Annotated in this window: 13 protein-coding genes; all 13 read left to right on the top strand. The window is 30.0% G+C overall.

Annotated elements, in window-relative coordinates:
* Window positions 1-8 precede the first annotated feature (8 nt).
* The 13 genes from AACL10_RS04355 (at window position 9) to rplW (ending at window position 18,247) form a co-directional block, all read left to right on the top strand.
* A complete protein-coding gene (locus AACL10_RS04355; protein WP_338984935.1) occupies window positions 9-1,328 on the top strand; it encodes a dihydrolipoamide acetyltransferase family protein in 1,320 nt (439 codons plus the stop codon).
* Between the two features lie 13 nt (window positions 1,329-1,341).
* The gene (gene lpdA, locus AACL10_RS04350; protein ID WP_338984934.1) at window positions 1,342-3,219 is read left to right on the top strand and encodes a dihydrolipoyl dehydrogenase; all 1,878 of its coding nucleotides are present in this window, start codon (window positions 1,342-1,344) and stop codon (window positions 3,217-3,219) included.
* Window positions 3,220-3,306: 87 nt separating this feature from the next.
* Window positions 3,307-4,848, top strand: coding sequence for a glutamine-hydrolyzing GMP synthase (gene guaA / locus AACL10_RS04345; RefSeq protein ID WP_338984932.1), 1,542 nt, complete (start codon window positions 3,307-3,309; stop codon window positions 4,846-4,848).
* An 11-nt stretch (window positions 4,849-4,859) separates the two neighbouring features.
* On the top strand, window positions 4,860-6,329 hold the full coding sequence (guaB, locus tag AACL10_RS04340) for an IMP dehydrogenase (protein ID WP_338984930.1): 1,470 nt from the start codon (window positions 4,860-4,862) through the stop codon (window positions 6,327-6,329).
* A 51-nt stretch (window positions 6,330-6,380) separates the two neighbouring features.
* Entirely contained in the window at window positions 6,381-6,641 is a 261-nt protein-coding gene (locus AACL10_RS04335; RefSeq protein WP_338984929.1) for a hypothetical protein, read from the top strand.
* A 53-nt stretch (window positions 6,642-6,694) separates the two neighbouring features.
* Window positions 6,695-9,370: an alanine--tRNA ligase gene (gene alaS, locus AACL10_RS04330; RefSeq protein ID WP_338984927.1), complete on the top strand. Its 2,676-nt coding sequence runs from the start codon at window positions 6,695-6,697 to the stop codon at window positions 9,368-9,370.
* Between the two features lie 73 nt (window positions 9,371-9,443).
* Window positions 9,444-10,178: a hypothetical protein gene (locus AACL10_RS04325; protein WP_338984925.1), complete on the top strand. Its 735-nt coding sequence runs from the start codon at window positions 9,444-9,446 to the stop codon at window positions 10,176-10,178.
* Window positions 10,179-10,235: 57 nt separating this feature from the next.
* A complete protein-coding gene (locus tag AACL10_RS04320; RefSeq protein WP_338984923.1) occupies window positions 10,236-15,176 on the top strand; it encodes an ABC transporter permease in 4,941 nt (1,646 codons plus the stop codon).
* A gap of 179 nt (window positions 15,177-15,355) precedes the next feature.
* On the top strand, window positions 15,356-16,066 hold the full coding sequence (locus tag AACL10_RS04315; protein ID WP_338984921.1) for a hypothetical protein: 711 nt from the start codon (window positions 15,356-15,358) through the stop codon (window positions 16,064-16,066).
* 162 nt (window positions 16,067-16,228) lie between these two features.
* On the top strand, window positions 16,229-16,537 hold the full coding sequence (rpsJ, locus tag AACL10_RS04310) for a 30S ribosomal protein S10 (protein WP_020834754.1): 309 nt from the start codon (window positions 16,229-16,231) through the stop codon (window positions 16,535-16,537).
* A gap of 53 nt (window positions 16,538-16,590) precedes the next feature.
* Window positions 16,591-17,316 (top strand): 50S ribosomal protein L3, encoded by a 726-nt coding sequence (gene rplC / locus AACL10_RS04305; protein WP_422398122.1) that lies wholly within the window; start codon window positions 16,591-16,593, stop codon window positions 17,314-17,316.
* A 20-nt stretch (window positions 17,317-17,336) separates the two neighbouring features.
* The gene (rplD, locus tag AACL10_RS04300; protein ID WP_338984917.1) at window positions 17,337-17,963 is read left to right on the top strand and encodes a 50S ribosomal protein L4; all 627 of its coding nucleotides are present in this window, start codon (window positions 17,337-17,339) and stop codon (window positions 17,961-17,963) included.
* Entirely contained in the window at window positions 17,963-18,247 is a 285-nt protein-coding gene (rplW, locus tag AACL10_RS04295) for a 50S ribosomal protein L23 (protein WP_101781033.1), read from the top strand. Before rplD ends, rplW begins: the two co-directional genes overlap by 1 nt.
* The last annotated feature ends 9 nt before the right edge of the window (window positions 18,248-18,256 follow it).

The raw sequence follows: 18,256 nt of genomic DNA, 5'->3' as shown, positions 1-18,256 counted from the left end.
TTAGAAATATGTTTAAAGTAAAATTCGCAGACATTGGAGAAGGTTTAACAGAAGGAACAGTTACTGAAGTTTTAGTTAAAGTTGGAGACGAAGTTAAAATGGGTGATGCCCTATTTAATGTTGAAATTGACAAAGTTACTTCAGATATTTATGCACCAGTTGATGGAAAGGTTGCTAAGATTTTAATCTCAGCAAACCAAGAAATCAAAGTTGGTGAAGTTGTTGTTGAAATAGATGATGGTAAAGGTGATGCTCCTCAAGAAGCAAAAGCCGAACCGGTTGAAGAGAATGCTTCAGTTGTTGGTGCAACACCAGTTTCAAATGAAGTTATTTCAAGAAAGGCTAGAGAAGTTGCTCCTAAACAAGCTGTTGTTTCTCAAGCAAGTATTATTGATAATAGCAATGTTGATGTTAAAGCATCACCGCTTGCTAGAAAAATGGCTGCAGTTATGGGAGTAGACTTATCAAAAGTTTCACCAACTGGACCAAACGGAAGAATCTTAGTTGCGGATGTCCAATCATTCCAAGCAAACCCACAAGTAGCTGTTGCTGCACCAATGGGTGGAGGATCAAAAGCACCTGCAATAGATTACTCAAACCCATTAATTTCAGTTCCTGAAATTAATGAACCATTAACATTTGAATCAAAACCTTGAAACCCTATAAGAAAAGCAACAGTAAAAGCAATGACAACAGCTCATGAAAAAGTTGCTGGATTTACAGGATTAAGAAATCTAGATATTACAGAATTAGTAAATATCAGAAAACAATTAAAAGGACATGCAGATTCATTAAGAGTTAAATTAACTTACTTAGCTTTCATTATTAAAGCTAGTGCAAACGCTTTAAAAGATATGCCAAACTTAAATGTAAGAATTGACGAAGAAAATAAAGCTACAAAATTTGCACAACAAATTAATATCGGTATGGCATGTGATACACCAGATGGATTAATGGTTCCTGTAATTAAAGGAGCAGACAAATTAAGTGTTTTACAAATTGCTGTAAAAATTAATGACCTTGCAATTAAAGCAAGAGCCAAAAAATTGGCACCAAGCGAAATGAGTGGTGCAACATTTACTGTTACAAACTTTGGAGCTGTAGGTTTAGACTATGCAACACCAATCGTTAACTTTCCAGAATCAGCTATCTTAGGAGTTGGAACAATTACAAGAGCTCCTGGGGTAATAAATGACAAAATCGAAATTAGAGACTATATGCCTTTCTCAATTACAGCAGATCATAAAGTAATTGATGGAGCAGATGCAGGAAGATTCTTAACAAGAGTAGCATACTACTTACAAAATCCTGCAACTCTATTGGTTTAGGAGAATTAGAAATATGTTTAAAGTAAAATTCACAGACATTGGAGAAGGTTTAACAGAAGGAACAGTTACTGAAGTTTTAGTTAAAGTTGGAGACGAAGTTAAAATGGGTGATGCCCTATTTAATGTTGAAACTGACAAAGTTACTTCAGATATTTATGCACCAGTTGATGGAAAGGTTGCTAAGATTTTAATCTCAGCTAACCAAGAAATTAAAGTTGGTGAAGTTGTTGTTGAAATAGATGATGGTAAAGGTGATGCTCCTCAAGAAGCAAAAGCTGAACCTGAAGAAGAGAATGCATCAGTTGTTGGTGCAACACCAGTTTCAAATGACTTATTATCAAGAGGTAGAACAAGAACTGTTCCACCTAAAAAATCTGCAGTAGAAACAATTGTTAATGCTGTAAATAATGTAAACATGTCAGGACTTGCACAAGGAAAAGGTGGGCCATTAAAGCCTGCGCCTAAATTTACTCCAAAAGATCCAGCAAACCATTATGAAGTTATCGTAATTGGAGCTGGAGTTGGTGGATATGTTTCAGCAATTAAATGTGCACAATTAGGTTTAAAAACTATGATTGTTGAAAAAGGAAATTATGGAGGGGTTTGTCTAAATATTGGATGTATCCCAACTAAAACTTTATTAAAATCAGCTTACCTATATGAGCAAATTACAAAACGTGCAGATAAATACGGAATTCAAGTTGATATTTCAGGAGTTAAAGATGACTGAAAAGCAATTCAAGCAAGAAAAGATGATGTTGTTGGGAAACTAACAACTGGAGTTAAAGGTTTATTGAAAAAAAATAAAGTTACTTCAGTTGAAGGTTTTGCAAAAGCTATCGATAAAAATACAGTTGAAGTAGATGGTAAACAATATACTTGTGACAACTTAATTGTTGCAACAGGAAGTGTACCAAATCACTTTAACTTACCAGGAGCAAAAGAAGCTATGGAGTCAGGATTCTTAATTGACTCTACGGGTGCTTTATCACTTCCAAAAATTCCAAAAGAATTAGTTATTATTGGTGGTGGAGTTATTGGTATCGAATTTGCTTGTGTTTACAAAAGACTTGGAACAAAAGTTACTGTATTACAATTCTTACCAACTATTTTAAAAATGTTAGACAGTGATGTTTCTAAAGAAATGACAAAAGAATTATTATCAAGAGGAAACTTAGAAATTATATATGGAGTAAGTACAAAATCATTTGGTAAAAATGAAGTTGTTTATGAAAAAGACGGTAAAGAATACAAAATCAAAGCAGATTATTGCTTACAATCAGTTGGACGTAAAGTTGTAACTGAAGGATTTGAAAACATTAGTTTAGAAATGAACGAACGTGGACATATTAATGTAAACGAGTACTGTGAAACAAACATCGATGGAGTTTACTCAATTGGTGATGTTACTGGAAAAATGATGTTAGCACACGTTGCTTCTCATCAAGGAATAATAGCTGCAAATAGAATTGCAAGAAGATTAGGAAATGAACATGCTGAAGATTTAACTATGAACTTTGATAGAGTTCCAAGTTGTATCTATACTTATCCAGAAGTGGCTGCTGTTGGTAAAACAGAAGATGAACTTAAAAAATCTGGAACTGAGTATCAAGTATATAAATTCCCATTTGCTGCAATTGGTAAAGCATTAGCAGACGGTAACACAGGAGGATTTGTTAAATTAATCTGTGAACCTAAATTTAAACAAGTATTAGGTTGTCACATTATATCTAATACTGCAACAGATATGATTTCTGAAATTACAACAGTAATGGAATCTGAAGCAACTATTAGTGAAATTGCAAGAGCAATCCATCCTCACCCATCATTGAGTGAAGCTATTGGTGAAGCTGCAGAGGCATTAGAATCTGGTAAACCAATTAACTTTTAGTTAAAAAACCAACATAAAACTATGTTGGTTTTTTTGTTGTATAATAAAAAGAAAAACTTTTATTGTTTTTTTCTGAGAGGTACAAACATGTCGAAAACACAAATACTTATTTTAGACTTTGGAAGTCAATACACACAACTATTAGCAAGAAGGGTTAGAAATCTAAATGTTTTTGCTGAAGTAATTCCTTTTGATAAAACAAAAGCGGATCTAGAAAAATATGAGAATTTAAAAGCAATTATATTCTCTGGAGGACCAAACAGTGTTTATTTAAAAGAAGCATATACTGTTGATAAAGGTCTATTTGATTTAAATGTTCCAATACTTGGAGTATGTTATGGAATGCAATTAATCACTGAAATGTTTGGTGGTAAAGTTGAATTAGCAGATTCACAAGAATTTGGTAAAGCAAAGTTATTTATAGATGATTCAAATACTTTATTATTTAAAAATGTAAAAAATGAATCACAAGTTTGAATGAGTCATGCTGACCATTTAACACAAATGCCAAATGGATTTAAGCAAATTGCTCACTCTGATTCTTCAGTTGCTGGAATAGCAAATGAAGAGAAAAGAATATATGGAATTCAATTCCATGCTGAAGTTACTCACTCTGAACAAGGTACACAAATGTTAGAAAACTTCTTATTTGAAATTTCTAAATGTGAAAAAGATTGAGAAATGAAAGAGTTCATCAAAAATAAAATTGAAGAAATTAAAGAAGTTGTTGGAGAAGAACAAGTAATTCTTGGTTTATCAGGTGGTGTAGATTCTTCTGTGGCTGCAGCTTTAATTTCAAAAGCGATTGGTAAACAATTAACTTGTATTTTAGTTGATACTGGATTATTAAGAAAAGATGAAGCTAAAAAAGTTATGGATTTATATAACAAAGAATTTGATATGAATATCAAATTAGTTGATGTTGGAAATGACTTTTACAGTGCTCTTAAAGGTCAATCAGATCCTGAAGATAAAAGAAAAACAATTGGACGTAAATTTATTGAAGTATTTAGTGATGAGGCAAGAAAAATGCAAGGAGCTAAATTCTTAGCGCAAGGAACAATTTATCCAGATGTTATTGAATCATCAAGTAATGGTCATGTTTCAAAAACTATTAAATCACACCATAACGTAGGTGGTTTACCAGAAGATTTAAAATTTGAACTTCTAGAACCATTAAGAGAATTATTTAAAGACGAAGTTAGAGCTGTTGGTAGAGAATTGGGAATACCAGATTTAATGATAGATCGTCACCCATTCCCAGGACCTGGTCTTGGAGTTAGAGTTATAGGTGAAGTTACAAAAGAAAAATGTGACATTTTAAGAGAAGCAGATGATATTTTTATCTCAAACTTAATTGAAGCAAACCTATATAACGAAGTTTCTCAAGCTTTTGTTACACTATTACCTGTAAAAACTGTTGGAGTTATGGGTGATAACAGAACTTATGATTATGTAGTTGCACTAAGAAGTGTAAACACAATAGATTTTATGACAGCTTCAAGCACTCATTTACCATGAGATTTCTTAGATAAAGTTGTAAATGAAATCATCAACAAAGTTGATGGAGTTAACAGAGTGGTTTATGATATTACATCAAAACCACCTGGAACAATTGAATGAGAATAAGGAGATAAAATATGAATAAAAATGATTTATATGGAAAACTTATAAATGATGGAATAACTTTTGATGATGTTTTATTGGTTCCTGGTTATTCTGAAGTTTTACCAAGTGAAGTTAGTTTGAAAACTAAACTAACTAAAAATATTGAACTTAACATACCTTTATTAAGTTCTGCAATGGATACAGTTACTGAATCAAGACTTGCTATTGAAATGGTAAGATCTGGAGGAATTGGTGTTATTCACAAAAACTTAACAATTGAAGAACAAGTTTTAGAAGTTCAAAAAGTTAAAAGAAATGAATCTGGTTTCATAACAGATCCTATAACAATAACAAAAGAAACAACTGTTGAAAAAGCTAATGAAATTATGGCAACATATAAAATTTCTGGTTTACCAGTAGTTGATGAAAACCAAAAGTTAATCGGTATTGTTACAAATAGAGATTTAAAATATTTTGAAGATTTTCAAGCTCAAGTAGATGTAATAATGACAAAGGAAAACCTAATTACAGGTAATCCATCTACAAGTTTAGAACAAGCTAAAGAAATATTATTAAAAAACAGAATTGAGAAACTTCCAATTGTAGATTCAAATAATTTTTTAACTGGTTTAATTACCACAAAAGATATTGATAAAGCTATTGATCACCCAAATGCATGTAAAGATGCAAAAGGAAGATTAAGAGTCGCTGCAGCTGTTGGAGTTAGTGGAGATTGCATGGAAAGAGTTGATGCTTTAGTAAAAGCACAAGTTGATGTAATTGTAGTAGACTCAGCTCACGGTCACAGTAAAGGTATTTTGGATGTTATAAAAAATATTAGAGCAAAATACAAAGACTTAGACATTATTGCAGGAAATATTTGTACTGCAGAAGGTGCAAAAGCACTTTATGAAGCTGGAGCAAACGGAGTTAAAGTTGGAGTGGGTCCTGGAAGTATTTGTACTACAAGAGTTGTTGCTGGAGTTGGAGTTCCTCAAATTACAGCAATTAATGAAGTGTTCAACTTCGCTCAAGACAAAGACCTTACAGTTATTGCTGATGGGGGAATTAAATACTCTGGAGACATCGTAAAAGCATTGGCTGCTGGAGCACACAGTGTTATGATGGGAAGTATTTTTGCTGGTACTGAAGAATCACCTGGAGAAGAAATTATTGCAAATGGTAAAAAATACAAAACTTATGTTGGTATGGGATCGCTTGCTGCAATGAAAAGAGGAAGTAGTGATAGATACTTCCAAAAAGGTGCTAAAAAATTAGTTCCAGAAGGAATTGAAGCTAGAGTTCCATTCAAAGGAAAAATGAAAGATGTTATTTTCCAATTGATGGGTGGATTAAAAAGTGGTATGGGATATACTGGAAGTGAAACAATTGATTCACTTCGCTTAAACACAAAATTTGTTAAGATAACAAGCGCAAGTTTAAAAGAAAGTCATCCTCACGATGTGGAGTTAACAAAAGAAGCTCCTAACTATAACAAATAAAAGGTTCTATAAGAACCTTTTTTGTTTAAAATATTAACAAGAGGTAATTACATGGAAAAAATTAAATTAGATGATATAGCAACAAATGCTTGAAGCAATGCATTGTTGTGTCAATGTGGAAAAGAAGAAGATAAATTCGATATTCATAGATTATGTATAGTTTGTTTAGAACCTATGAACTATAATGTTCATTACTCAAACTCAAATGATGGAAAAGCGTGAAATATTAAGTTTTATAATAACGAAAATTATAATGAAGTTGAATTTAGTGGAATAACAATGGCGGTGCACAAAGAGTGCTTTATTAAATAATCAAAGACCTATTATGCTAAAATTATTTTGTTATCTGTAAGGAGAAAATATAAATGAAAAGACTTTCTGCAAACGAAATTAGACAAATGTGATTGGATTTCTTTAAATCAAAAGATCACTATTTTTTAGAACCTGTTAGTTTAGTTCCTGTTGATGATCCAAGTTTATTATGAATAAACTCAGGGGTTGCAACACTAAAACCATATTTTGATGGAAGAATGAATCCTCCATCACCAAGACTAACTAATTCTCAAAAATCTATTAGAACAAATGATATTGAAAATGTTGGAGTCACTGCAAGACACCAAACTATGTTTGAGATGTTAGGTAACTTCTCAATTGGAGATTACTTTAAAAAAGAAGCAATAGAATTTGCTTGAGAACTTTTAACTTCTCCAAAGTGATTTGATATAGATCCAGAACTTTTATATATAACTGTTTTTAATGAAGATGAAGAAGCTTATAATGTTTGAACTAAAACAATTGGTATAAAAGAAGATCACATATTCAAAGGACCAAGAGATACAAACTTTTGAGACGTTGGACAAGGACCTTGTGGACCTAATACTGAAATATTCTTTGATCGTGGAGAAAAATGAGACCCAGAAAACATAGGACCTAGACTTTTAAAAGACGATATTGAAAACGATAGATATATTGAAATTTGAAATATTGTATTTTCACAATTCAATAATGATGGAAACAATAACTATGCAGAACTTCCAAGGAAAAATATAGATACTGGTGCTGGATTTGAAAGACTAGTATCAATATTCCAAGATGCTCCTACAAACTTTGAAACAGATATTTTCTTTCCAACTATTCAAGAGGTTGAAAAATTATGTAACTCTGAATTCAAATATTCAATAGATAACTATTACAATGAAAATAAAGAACAAACAAAAATTAATACTGGTTTCAAAGTAATTGCAGACCACGTTAGAGCAGTTGTTTTTGCAATTAGTGATGGTGTATTCCCTGGAAATAAAGACAGAGGATACATTATTAGAAGATTAATTAGAAGAAGTTCGGTATATGGAAGAAAACTTGGTATTCAAGAAGCTTTCTTATATAAATTAGTAGATAAAGTAATTGAAGCAATGAAAGACTTTTATCCTTACTTAGTTGAAAAAGCAGATTCTGTAAAAGAAATCATTAAACAAGAAGAATTAAGATTCTTAAAAACTCTTTCAAAAGGATTTGAACACTTAGAAAACATTATTAAAACCGAAAACAAAGTAACTGGTAAGAATGCTTTATTACTATTTGAATCATTTGGTTTCCCAATAGAATTAACAGTTGAAATCGCAACAGAATCAGAAGTTGAAGTTGATCTTGAAAGTTATGAAAAATTATTAGAACAAGCTAAAGATCTTGCTAGAAATTCAAGAAAAGACGATAAAGCTTGAAATAAACAATCTGCTATTTTAACTGGTTTAAAAGTTGAAAGTGAATTTGTTGGATATGAAGTTGAAGAGGTTGAAACCAAAGTAAACTTTATATTTGAAGATGAAACATCTTTAGAATCAGCTACAGACAAAGTTGTTTTTGTAACTTTAGAAAAAACTCCTTTCTATGCCGAAAAAGGTGGACAAGCTTCAGATAATGGTCACTTAATAGATGATAATGAAAATCGTCATTTAGTATTAGATGTACAAGCAGGACTGAATGGCCAACACATACACAAGGTTCAAATTAATGGAACTTTAAAAGTTGGAGATAATGTTAAAGCTGAAATAAATAGTGAGAAGAGATTCTACACTATGAAAAACCACTCTGGAACTCATATACTACAAGCTGGTATTCAAGAAGTTTTAGGAAAAGATGCTTTACAAAGTGGTAGTTACAATGATGAAAATGGATTAAGAATAGATATTTCTTATAACAGATTACCAAGCCAAGAAGAACTAGATAAAATTCATAGCGCAATAAATAGAGAGATTAAAAACTCTATACCAAGAGAAATTATCTATTGTTCTCTTGAAGAAGCTGTTGAAAAACACAATGCCCTTGCTTTGTTTACTGAAAAATATGGTGGAACTGTTAGGGTTATTAAATTTGGTAAATTTTCTTGTGAACTTTGTGGTGGAACTCATGTAGAAAACACAAAAGATATTGAAGACTTATTAATAACAAGTGTTGAATCAAAAGGTAGTGGTGTATTTAGATACCATGCCGTTACAAGTCACAAAGAAGTTGCTAACTACTTAAATGAGCAATTTAGAAAACAAAAGGCTGAAATTTCTCCTATCATAGATAAATTTAATAACTTCAAACTTAAAGTTAAAAATGAAAATATTGAAAATGAAATAAATTCAATACTTTCTATGGATGTTACTAAAATTAATTTAATTTCCATTAAACAAAAAGTTAATGAAATTAAAAATTTATTTAAACTTTACCAAAAAGAAGTTGAAGACATTATGATAGAAGAAAGTTTATCTAAATATTCAAATATCGAACCAGTTGAATCAAATGGTATTAATATAATTGAATTAGAGATTAATGATCTTGAAATGAAAGAACTAAAAGCTCTTTCAGATAAGTTACAAAATAAATTTGAAAACTTAGTAATTAAATTTGCAAACACTGTTGATAAAGTTTTTATAGTTTCTGTAAGTGAAAATATTTCAAATGAAAATAAAGCAATTGAATTATTTAAAAATAACGGTAAGTATGATGTTAAAGGTGGAGGGAACAACACCTTTGCTCAAGGAAAAATTATCTAAAATTTATTTAAAAATCAAAATTTTTGATTTTTTTTTTTTTTTTAAATTATAATTAGTTTTAAGTGAGGATTTTATGAAAAAAGTTAGAGAAAATAAAAATTTAATAATAATATTTTTTTTGATTTTTTTAACTTTTCCAATTCAAAACTTTTTAGAAAACAAAAGCGCTGTTTTCACATTATCTATTGCAACTAACGTTGTTTTAATATTTATCTCAATTTACTTTATATCAAACTTCATAACAAAGTTTTTGAGACATGCAGAACAATATAATTTTGAAATATCTAGAAAAGATATTATAGCTATGAATTCTTTAAATAATAATTTTAGATTCTACATAACAATGCTTGTTACTTTGGTGTTTTTTGGTATTTCTTTAATGGCTACTTATTCATCATTTCAAAGAACTGAATTAATTACAGGAAGAATAAATTGATGAAATAACCGTGAAGTTTATAAATACTTAAATATTGAAAATGCAAACTGAACATTATTGGCAATAATAGTTTTAATAAATAGTTTTTTAATTTACTCTGTGGTGTATATTTTTGCGTGCTTATTTGTATACTCGATAATTAAAACTGTTGCTACATCAAACGATCTTTTTGTTAAAACAATATATAGAAAATCAACTAAATTAAATAATGTGTTGAAAATGTTGTTTGAAGAGATGACTTCAAACAAAGAAGAGCAACTTTTAATCGAAAATAGTTGAAAAGAAACTGTTATTTTAATTAACAATATTGAATCTTTAGAACTTAGAACTATGAAAAAGGGGAACATACCTCCTGATCTTTTTAATATATAAAATTAACTAAAAAAACTTAGGGTAAAAATAATTTAAATTAGAAAAGAGAAGGAAAATATGAAGAAGAGCAATTTTTTCTTGTTAATAAAACAAGGGATAAAGGGTGTCTTCAGATATAAAACTCAATTCATATTAATAGTTATTCTTGGATTCTTTGCATCACTAATTTTAAGTGTTACAAACTCAATCAATGATAGAATGACAAGTGAATATGAAAGAACCATGAGCAAAGTGGACAAGTTTGATTACTATGATGAAAAATCATTGGAAACTGCAAGTGCTTTAGATACTAAAACAATGGTTCCTATTATGGACTTTATATCTGATGAATACATTACAAAGGACAATAAAGCTGTTGCGTATAACGTAAATATATCAATGGCTTCTGAGGGAAGCAAAGAAACTTTTATTACAAAAGCTTTCGCTTCTACAGATTTTACAACTGAATTTACAGAATTAATTAATAACAATGAGTACAATAAGTCTTGATTTAACTACAGTGCTGAACAAAACGCAGGAGACGAAGCTAAATACTTTAGTGCGTACGGTTTAGATTCTAAAAAATCAAATTTAGTTGAGACTAATTATTGAAGTCAAATTAGTTATATTGATGCTGGGGGAACAGACAGAAACCTTTCTGCATTAGATGTTTATACAAGTGGAACAACATTTTTATCAAAACAATTAAAAGGTTTTACAATAAAAACTATTAATTTATTAAAAACTGAATTAAGAGCTTCTTTTAATGAAATAAAAGATCAAAACTCAATGTTTGGTAAAATGATAAATAAAAACATTATAAAAGAAGATGATATTTTAATAAACGAAGATTTAGAGTATTCAAATGCTACTAATTTCCAAAAAGAAATAAATACATATATCGATAATGCTTTTTTATCAATAGTAGTACAAATTAATAAAATGGTTCACGATTATGTACAATACCATATGGAAAAAGCAATTAATTCAAAATTTGATGAAGGTACTAAAGCTGTTTTAGATGAATTTTCTGATTCTAGTAAGTTAGAAAAAAATTCAGTCCAAAATGCAACAATTCTTAAAGACTGATTATTTAATAAAACAAACGAATCAAAAGAAGGAAAAAGCTTTTATGAAACTGGAGCAAATGGACAACTTGCTCACATTGAATCAAATGGAAACGTTATAAATGCTGACGGTTTAAAACTAATGGATACTGGAGACTTTTTAGAAAGTCTTATGAAAGATAAAAATAGTTTTACAAAAAAAGACATTTATAACAAAGAAAATGCAGATATAGTAGCAACTTATTTTGAGAGACAAAAATTACTGGGTCTAGCATCTGGTGTTGATGTTTATTCAAGAATGGAAGCTGTTTTTGCTGACAATGCAGCAGAAAGACATTACAGAATGGTTGTAATGGATGATTGAACAGAAAAAAACACAACTGTTTATCAAGGAAATAAACCAAGAACTAAAAATGAAGTTTTATTAAACCCTCAATACGCAAAGGAAAATAAAATAAAAATAGGTTCAAACATTAAAGTTGGGGGTGCCAACTTAACTGTTTCTGGTTTTGCAGCAGATCCATACACAAACTTCCCGATTGCGGATTTAACTGTGCCTTTCCCTAACAATAAAAAGGGAGCTATTATATATATTCAAAAGAATATTATCGATAGTGTTTTAACTGCAAACGAATCAAAAGTAACAACAACAAATGTTTATAGATTTTTAACAGTAAAAGATAAAACAAGTGTTGAAAAAAATATTAGTTTATTTAATTCTCTAAACTACAATAGTTTAGATAACTTACAAGCGGATCAAGAAAATGTTTCAAAAAATGGTGAAAACTTTGCTGAAAAAGTAAAAGATAGTTTTACTCACTATAAAGGAAGTGCTCTTTCATTTAACTGAGAACTTACACCTTTAGTTTTGAAAACATTTTCAACTATTTCATATATTGTGTGTTTAATAATACTTGCAATATGTTTAATTACTATGTTAATTGCAATCAAAAAAACAATTCAATTTAATGCCGGAGAAATTGGTATATTAAAGGCTTTAGGTACTAAAAATAGTCAAATAGCTTTCTCATATATATCATATGGATTAGTGTTATTGTTATTTGTTGTTCCACTATCTTGATTCTTAGGTGGTTATGCTCAAGAATCTTTCTGTAGATTATTTATATCTTATACAGGTGGTGCTTACAATGAAGCACGATTCAATGCATGATCTCTTGGGGCTTTAATGCTTCTGTTTGGTGGATTTACAATTATAGTTTCTTATATAACTGCTTTATTTTTAATTAACAAACCAGTTCTTGAAATAATAAACAAGAAAGAAACTATAAGAAGAATTCAATGAATAGATAACTTAAAATTAAAAATGACAAAAAATACTAAATTCACAACTAAATTTAGTATTGAACTTGCAATTAGTGGTATGAAACCAACTCTTATTTCTACAATTACTGTTTTAATAGCTTCATTGTTGATAACATCTTCAATGTCTATTCCGGGAATGGTAAATACTGCAGTTAGTTCATATTATAAAAATGTTAAATATTCAAATAAAATTGAAAACTTAGAATCAATTGGTAACTCACCACTTTCAAAAACAAGTTTATCTGCTTGAAATGGTGTAGACTACTATGATCAGTATCTAAATAATGTAACAGGTGAATTTGGAAAAACAAATTACTTGAGTGATTCTGTAACTAATGTTACTGGAATATCTGATTATTCAATGATACCTAAATTCTTTTACAACAGCAAAGCCAATGATAATAAAGGTGGTTTTGAATGATCACTAAAAGAACTTTCAAGTGGTTCATTATTAAATATGATTGGATATATATTTGGAAATAATATACCTCAAACAATAGGTAGAGCTATAAATATGTCTGATATTCAAAGAATTTTAGAATATGTAATACATGATGGAACAAATGAAAAAATTAAAACAAAAGAGGCCAGAATCAAAAAAACAGATGACTTATCTGCTGTTCTTTCTGAAGGGTTACCACCAATATTAAGTGCAATTTTCCCTGGGGAAATTAATAATGAAGAGGGTGGAGATGGATGAAAAGGCGCAATTATGTCAGCTATTCTAAGTCAAACTCCAAGTTACGTAAAAAGTTATTTAAGTAAAAGTGAAAACAGATATAACCAATATACATTTGGATGAACTTTCTCAAACTATGTACCCGGTGAAGATGATTTCTATACAAAAACAGATTTTACAACAAGTAACAAAAATATGGCTTTAACTGGAGTTCAATCAAATCAAAAAGCTTATAAATTAAGTGACAATTCAAGCAAAATGTTTATAGATGATGTATCTGTAGAAAAACTTGAAAAAGTTTTAAATGGAGAATCAAAAGAATCTATAAAAACTAAAAACCAATTTAACTTATATTCAAATGGTGTTTTAAATATACCAGTTACTATGAATGATCAATCAAAGTTTAAGCTAAACAAATCAAGAAGTGAAAATATAAAAATAGATAACTTCAAAGCAAAAAGATTAGTTATGTCACTTGATGGTGTTAATATGCCAAATAGTGCGTGAGCTTACGATGACACTGATTGAAATAAAGTCAATTTAGGTTCTAAATTTGATGGTAAAAAAGTTTATCTAGATCCTGCTGGATTAGATACTTCTAAATTCACATTTGCTAAGTCATTTGAATATAGCGGAGAAAAGATTATGGCATTTGATAGAAATTTAAATGCAACAAACGTATCTGAAACTGCTATGGGATTTGCTGATATTTTAGGAGATAAATCTGAAGTAAGACCGTATTATACATATGATAATTTATTTATGTTTGTGCCAAAATCTTATGAAACTAGTTTAACTGCATTAGACAAAGGTGAACAAAATGATAAATGATATGGTTATGTAAAATCTGAACAAGTACCAGAAAAAACTAGAAAAGACTGAGAAAGAGCTACGGGTGAATCAAATATTAGTGATTACATCTGAATTAGACCTTATTCATTAACTTATGACAGCACTTATAAACCAGAAGATGCTCAACCAGGTTCAGAATTGGGAAATTTATTATCTTGAAAAAACTCATTCTTTAGACAAAACTTTGTTGAACCTAAAGCAGGGATAATAGACAGAGATGTTGAAATGAACTTTGGAATAAAAGAAATTAGACTTGTTCCAGTATCAACAGTTGATGTTTACGGAAGTGATATTATATTAGCCGATCAAGACCTAACTAATTTAGTTCATGGTTATTCAACAAGTAAATATACTCCTTATAACTATGTATATGAAAAAGAAACAAATGGATCATATAACTTAGGGGACGAAACAATTGATACATTTACTTGAACAACAGCAAGTGACTTAACAAGCAGAGGTATAGAGGATCAAATTTGAGGTGATGCAAGTCAAAAATCATATAGTCCTTCTAGATGATTTAGTGGTATTATGTCTCAATCAAAAGAACCTTACTTCTTAACAAGTCAGGCATCATTCTCAAAATCAGTTAGAACTGGTGAATACACTCTAAGTGGTGGAAGTCAGTACTATGATACTTTAGAGATGAAAAATGTTGAGTTCTTATCGGAACAAAAAGCATTAATAAACCAAGTTGCTGGTTTAGTATTGACAATAGCTATCTCATTCATAGTTGTTATTGTTATTACAGCAACACTATCAATGATAATTATTACTGATCTATATGTAAATCAATACAGAAAATTCATGATTGTTATGAAATCACTTGGATACTCAAACTGAAAAGTTATTAAGTATTCATTTGGAACACTAACAATATTAGCCGGAATAGCTATGCTTCTTGGAATATCTGGAAGTGCTGTATTAGTTACTTTAACAGGATCGTTTATTAAACAAAATGTAGGTTCTATTCCTTTAGGTCTAAGTTGATGAGCGTTATTAGCTTCAACCATAATTATGGTTACAAGCTTCATAACTTCTATATCAATCACAACTTGAAAAATAAGAAAAGAATCACCAGTTTCATTAATGAAATAGGATTTAAAATCAACTTTTTAAAGTTGATTTTTTTTGATTTTTTAACAAGTAATTATAAAAAATATTCACATCACTAAATAAAAAGAATTTATAGGTTTAGCATAATAGAATTAAATAGAGTTATATATCAAACTATAAAAATAGGTTGGTAGGGCGGGTAGTTGAAAGAAAGGAAAATCATGATTAAATTTTTAATATCAGCAATGGTTGGAATGCTACCAATTCCCAATGCACTTCCTACTTTTTTGAATATAAAAATTATAGAGTCTAATAATGAAGAAATTAATCCAAGTAATGTATTTTACTTGGATGTTCAATCATATCCTGATAGATTAATTAGAACTGTTAACCAACAAAACGATAAAATTAATTATGAATTTAAATTTACAAATGATGAAAGTGATGTTATAAAAAATGCTTATGCAAATAGTCTTTTGGAATTAAATGCAGAAAATTATTTCTTATTTAGAGCACCATTAACATATTCACAATATAATGAAGTGAAAACAGCTACAAATCAAAAAATGAAATACTCAACACCAGAAAAAGAAAGAACAGCAATCGAATGAAGTACAAATGATCACACAGATGTTCGACCAAGCCTTACTCAAAAGTATACATACTATCACACAATTATAAACAGCACGGTTTCATCGATGGAACAAATTAAAAATTTTACTAATCCCGTTATAAGTCAGAGCATTTATGATTCTGGTTTTGAATTAAAAGCAGGAACTGTAATGGAGAATTTATGAACAATAGGTAAAGGTGCATCAATATGCTTTATTTTTTATCTTAGAGCATATGTTCCCCAAGGTGGAGCTAACCAGGCTTTTTTATCAAATGTTAACTGAAACATAGGCCACTCAATAGAGTTAACAACTCAATAAAACGTCAGTATTTTAAAAATAAGAAGGTTCAAAAAACTTTCTTATTTTTTATTTATTTAGTTGCTTTTTAAAGAACAATGTGTGATAATGGAAAGGCATGTATATTTTGTGTTCATTAGGACAACACACTGAAAAGGGTTGTCAATGTTGAAGGAGGACCAAATGGCTCAACAAAAAATTAAAATCAAACTTAAAGGTTACGATCACGCTATTGTTGACCAATCAATTGCTAAAATTATTGAAGCAGCTGAGTCAACTGGAGCTAAAGTTCGTGGACCTATTCCATTACCAACAGAAAAGCAAATTATTACAATATTAAGAGCTACTCATAAATACAAAGATAGTAGAGAGCAGTTCGAAATGAGAACACATAAAAGAATACTTGAGATAGTTGAACCAACACCTAAAACAATGGACTCATTAACAAGAGTTCAATTGCCTACTGGTGTTAATATCGAAATTAAATTATAGTAAACAATCAAGATATACATGAACAACATAAAAAAAATACAGGAGGAAATATCATGAAAGGAATCTTAGGACGTAAGTTAGAGATGACTCAAATCTTTAGTGAAAGCGGTAAATTAATTCCAGTTACTGTTATTGCAGTAGAACCAAATACAGTTTTACAAGTAAAATCAGTTGAAAAAGATGGATACCAAGCACTAAAATTGGGAACAATCACAAAAAGAGCTAACTTATTAAATAAACCAGACATGGGTCAATTTAAAAAAGTTAACTCAGAACCTAAGCGCTTCGTAAAAGAAATCAGAGATATGGAAGGATACGAAACAGGTGCAACAATTAATGCAGCCGACGTATTCAACGCTGGTGAATTTGTGGACGTTACAGGTATATCAAAAGGTAAAGGATTTGCAGGTGCAATCAAAAGACATAATTACTCAAGAGGACCAATGGGTCACGGATCAGGATACCACAGAGGTATTGGGTCAATGGGAGCAATTATCAACAGAATCTTCAAATCTAAAAAAATGGCAGGTCACATGGGACATGAACAAGTGACAATCCAAAACTTAGAAGTAATCAAAATCGATACTGAAAGAAATTTAGTTTTAGTTAAAGGATCAGTTCCTGGTCCAAGAAAAGGGTTTGTTGTAATTAAACAAAACGTTAAAGGTAGAAAAGCGCAAGAAGCAGTTTCATTGTTATCAAGAAACACTGCTACTAAAGCTGTAGTTGAACCAACTCCAGCTCCAGTAGTTGAAGAAACAGCTCCTGCAGCTGAATAATTAGGAGGATACAATTTAACATGAAAGCACAAGTTTTAGATGTTAAGGGAACATCTCTTAAAGAAATTACATTAAACGATAAAGTTTGAGGTATTGAACCTCATCAACAAGCAATCTTTGATACAGTTGTTTCACAACAAGCTGCATTAAGACAAGGAACAAGAAAAACAAAAACTAGAGCTGAAGTACGTGGTGGAGGTAGAAAACCTTGAAGACAAAAAGGTACAGGACGTGCCCGTCAAGGATCTATTAGAGCTCCACAATGAAGGGGTGGGGGAGTAACTTTTGGTCCTACACCAAACATTAACTACAAAAAAGCAGTTAATAAAAAAGTTAGACAATTAGCAATTAGAAGTGCTTTAAGTATTAAAGCAAAAGAAGCAAACTTAGTAGTATTAGATAAATTTGCATTCTCAAAACCTTCAACAAAAGAAATGTTATCAGTAATGAAAAACATTAAAGTTGAAGATCAAAAAACATTAATAGTAACTAAAGAACATGAAGAATTAGTTGTTAAATCAGCAGGAAACATTCCAGGAGTTAAAACATTAGACTTCCAAAAAATGAACATCTTTGATTTATTAAACGCAACTAAATTAGTTGTTACTGAAGATACTGTAAACAAAATCGAGGAGGTGTATGCATAATGCATTTAACACAAGTTATTAAAAAACCTTTGTTAACTGAAAAGACTTACTTAGGTCAACAAAATGGTGCGTACACATTTGTTGTTGATAAAAAAGCAAACAAAACATTAATCAAAAAAACATTCGAAGAAATTTTCCAAGTTAAAGTTAAAGACGTAAGAACTATGAACTATGACGGAAAAGACAAAAGAATGGGAAAATTTGTTGGTAAAACAGCAGGTTTCAAAAAAGCCATCATTGTATTAAAAGATGGAGAAACATTAGATATCTTATCAGACTTATAGGATTAAGAA

The sequence above is a fragment of the Spiroplasma endosymbiont of Diplazon laetatorius genome, from assembly GCF_964019625.1.
In the GTDB taxonomy this organism is placed as follows: domain Bacteria; phylum Bacillota_I; class Bacilli_A; order Mycoplasmatales; family Mycoplasmataceae; genus Spiroplasma_A.
This window is presented reverse-complemented; position numbering and strand designations above follow the sequence as displayed.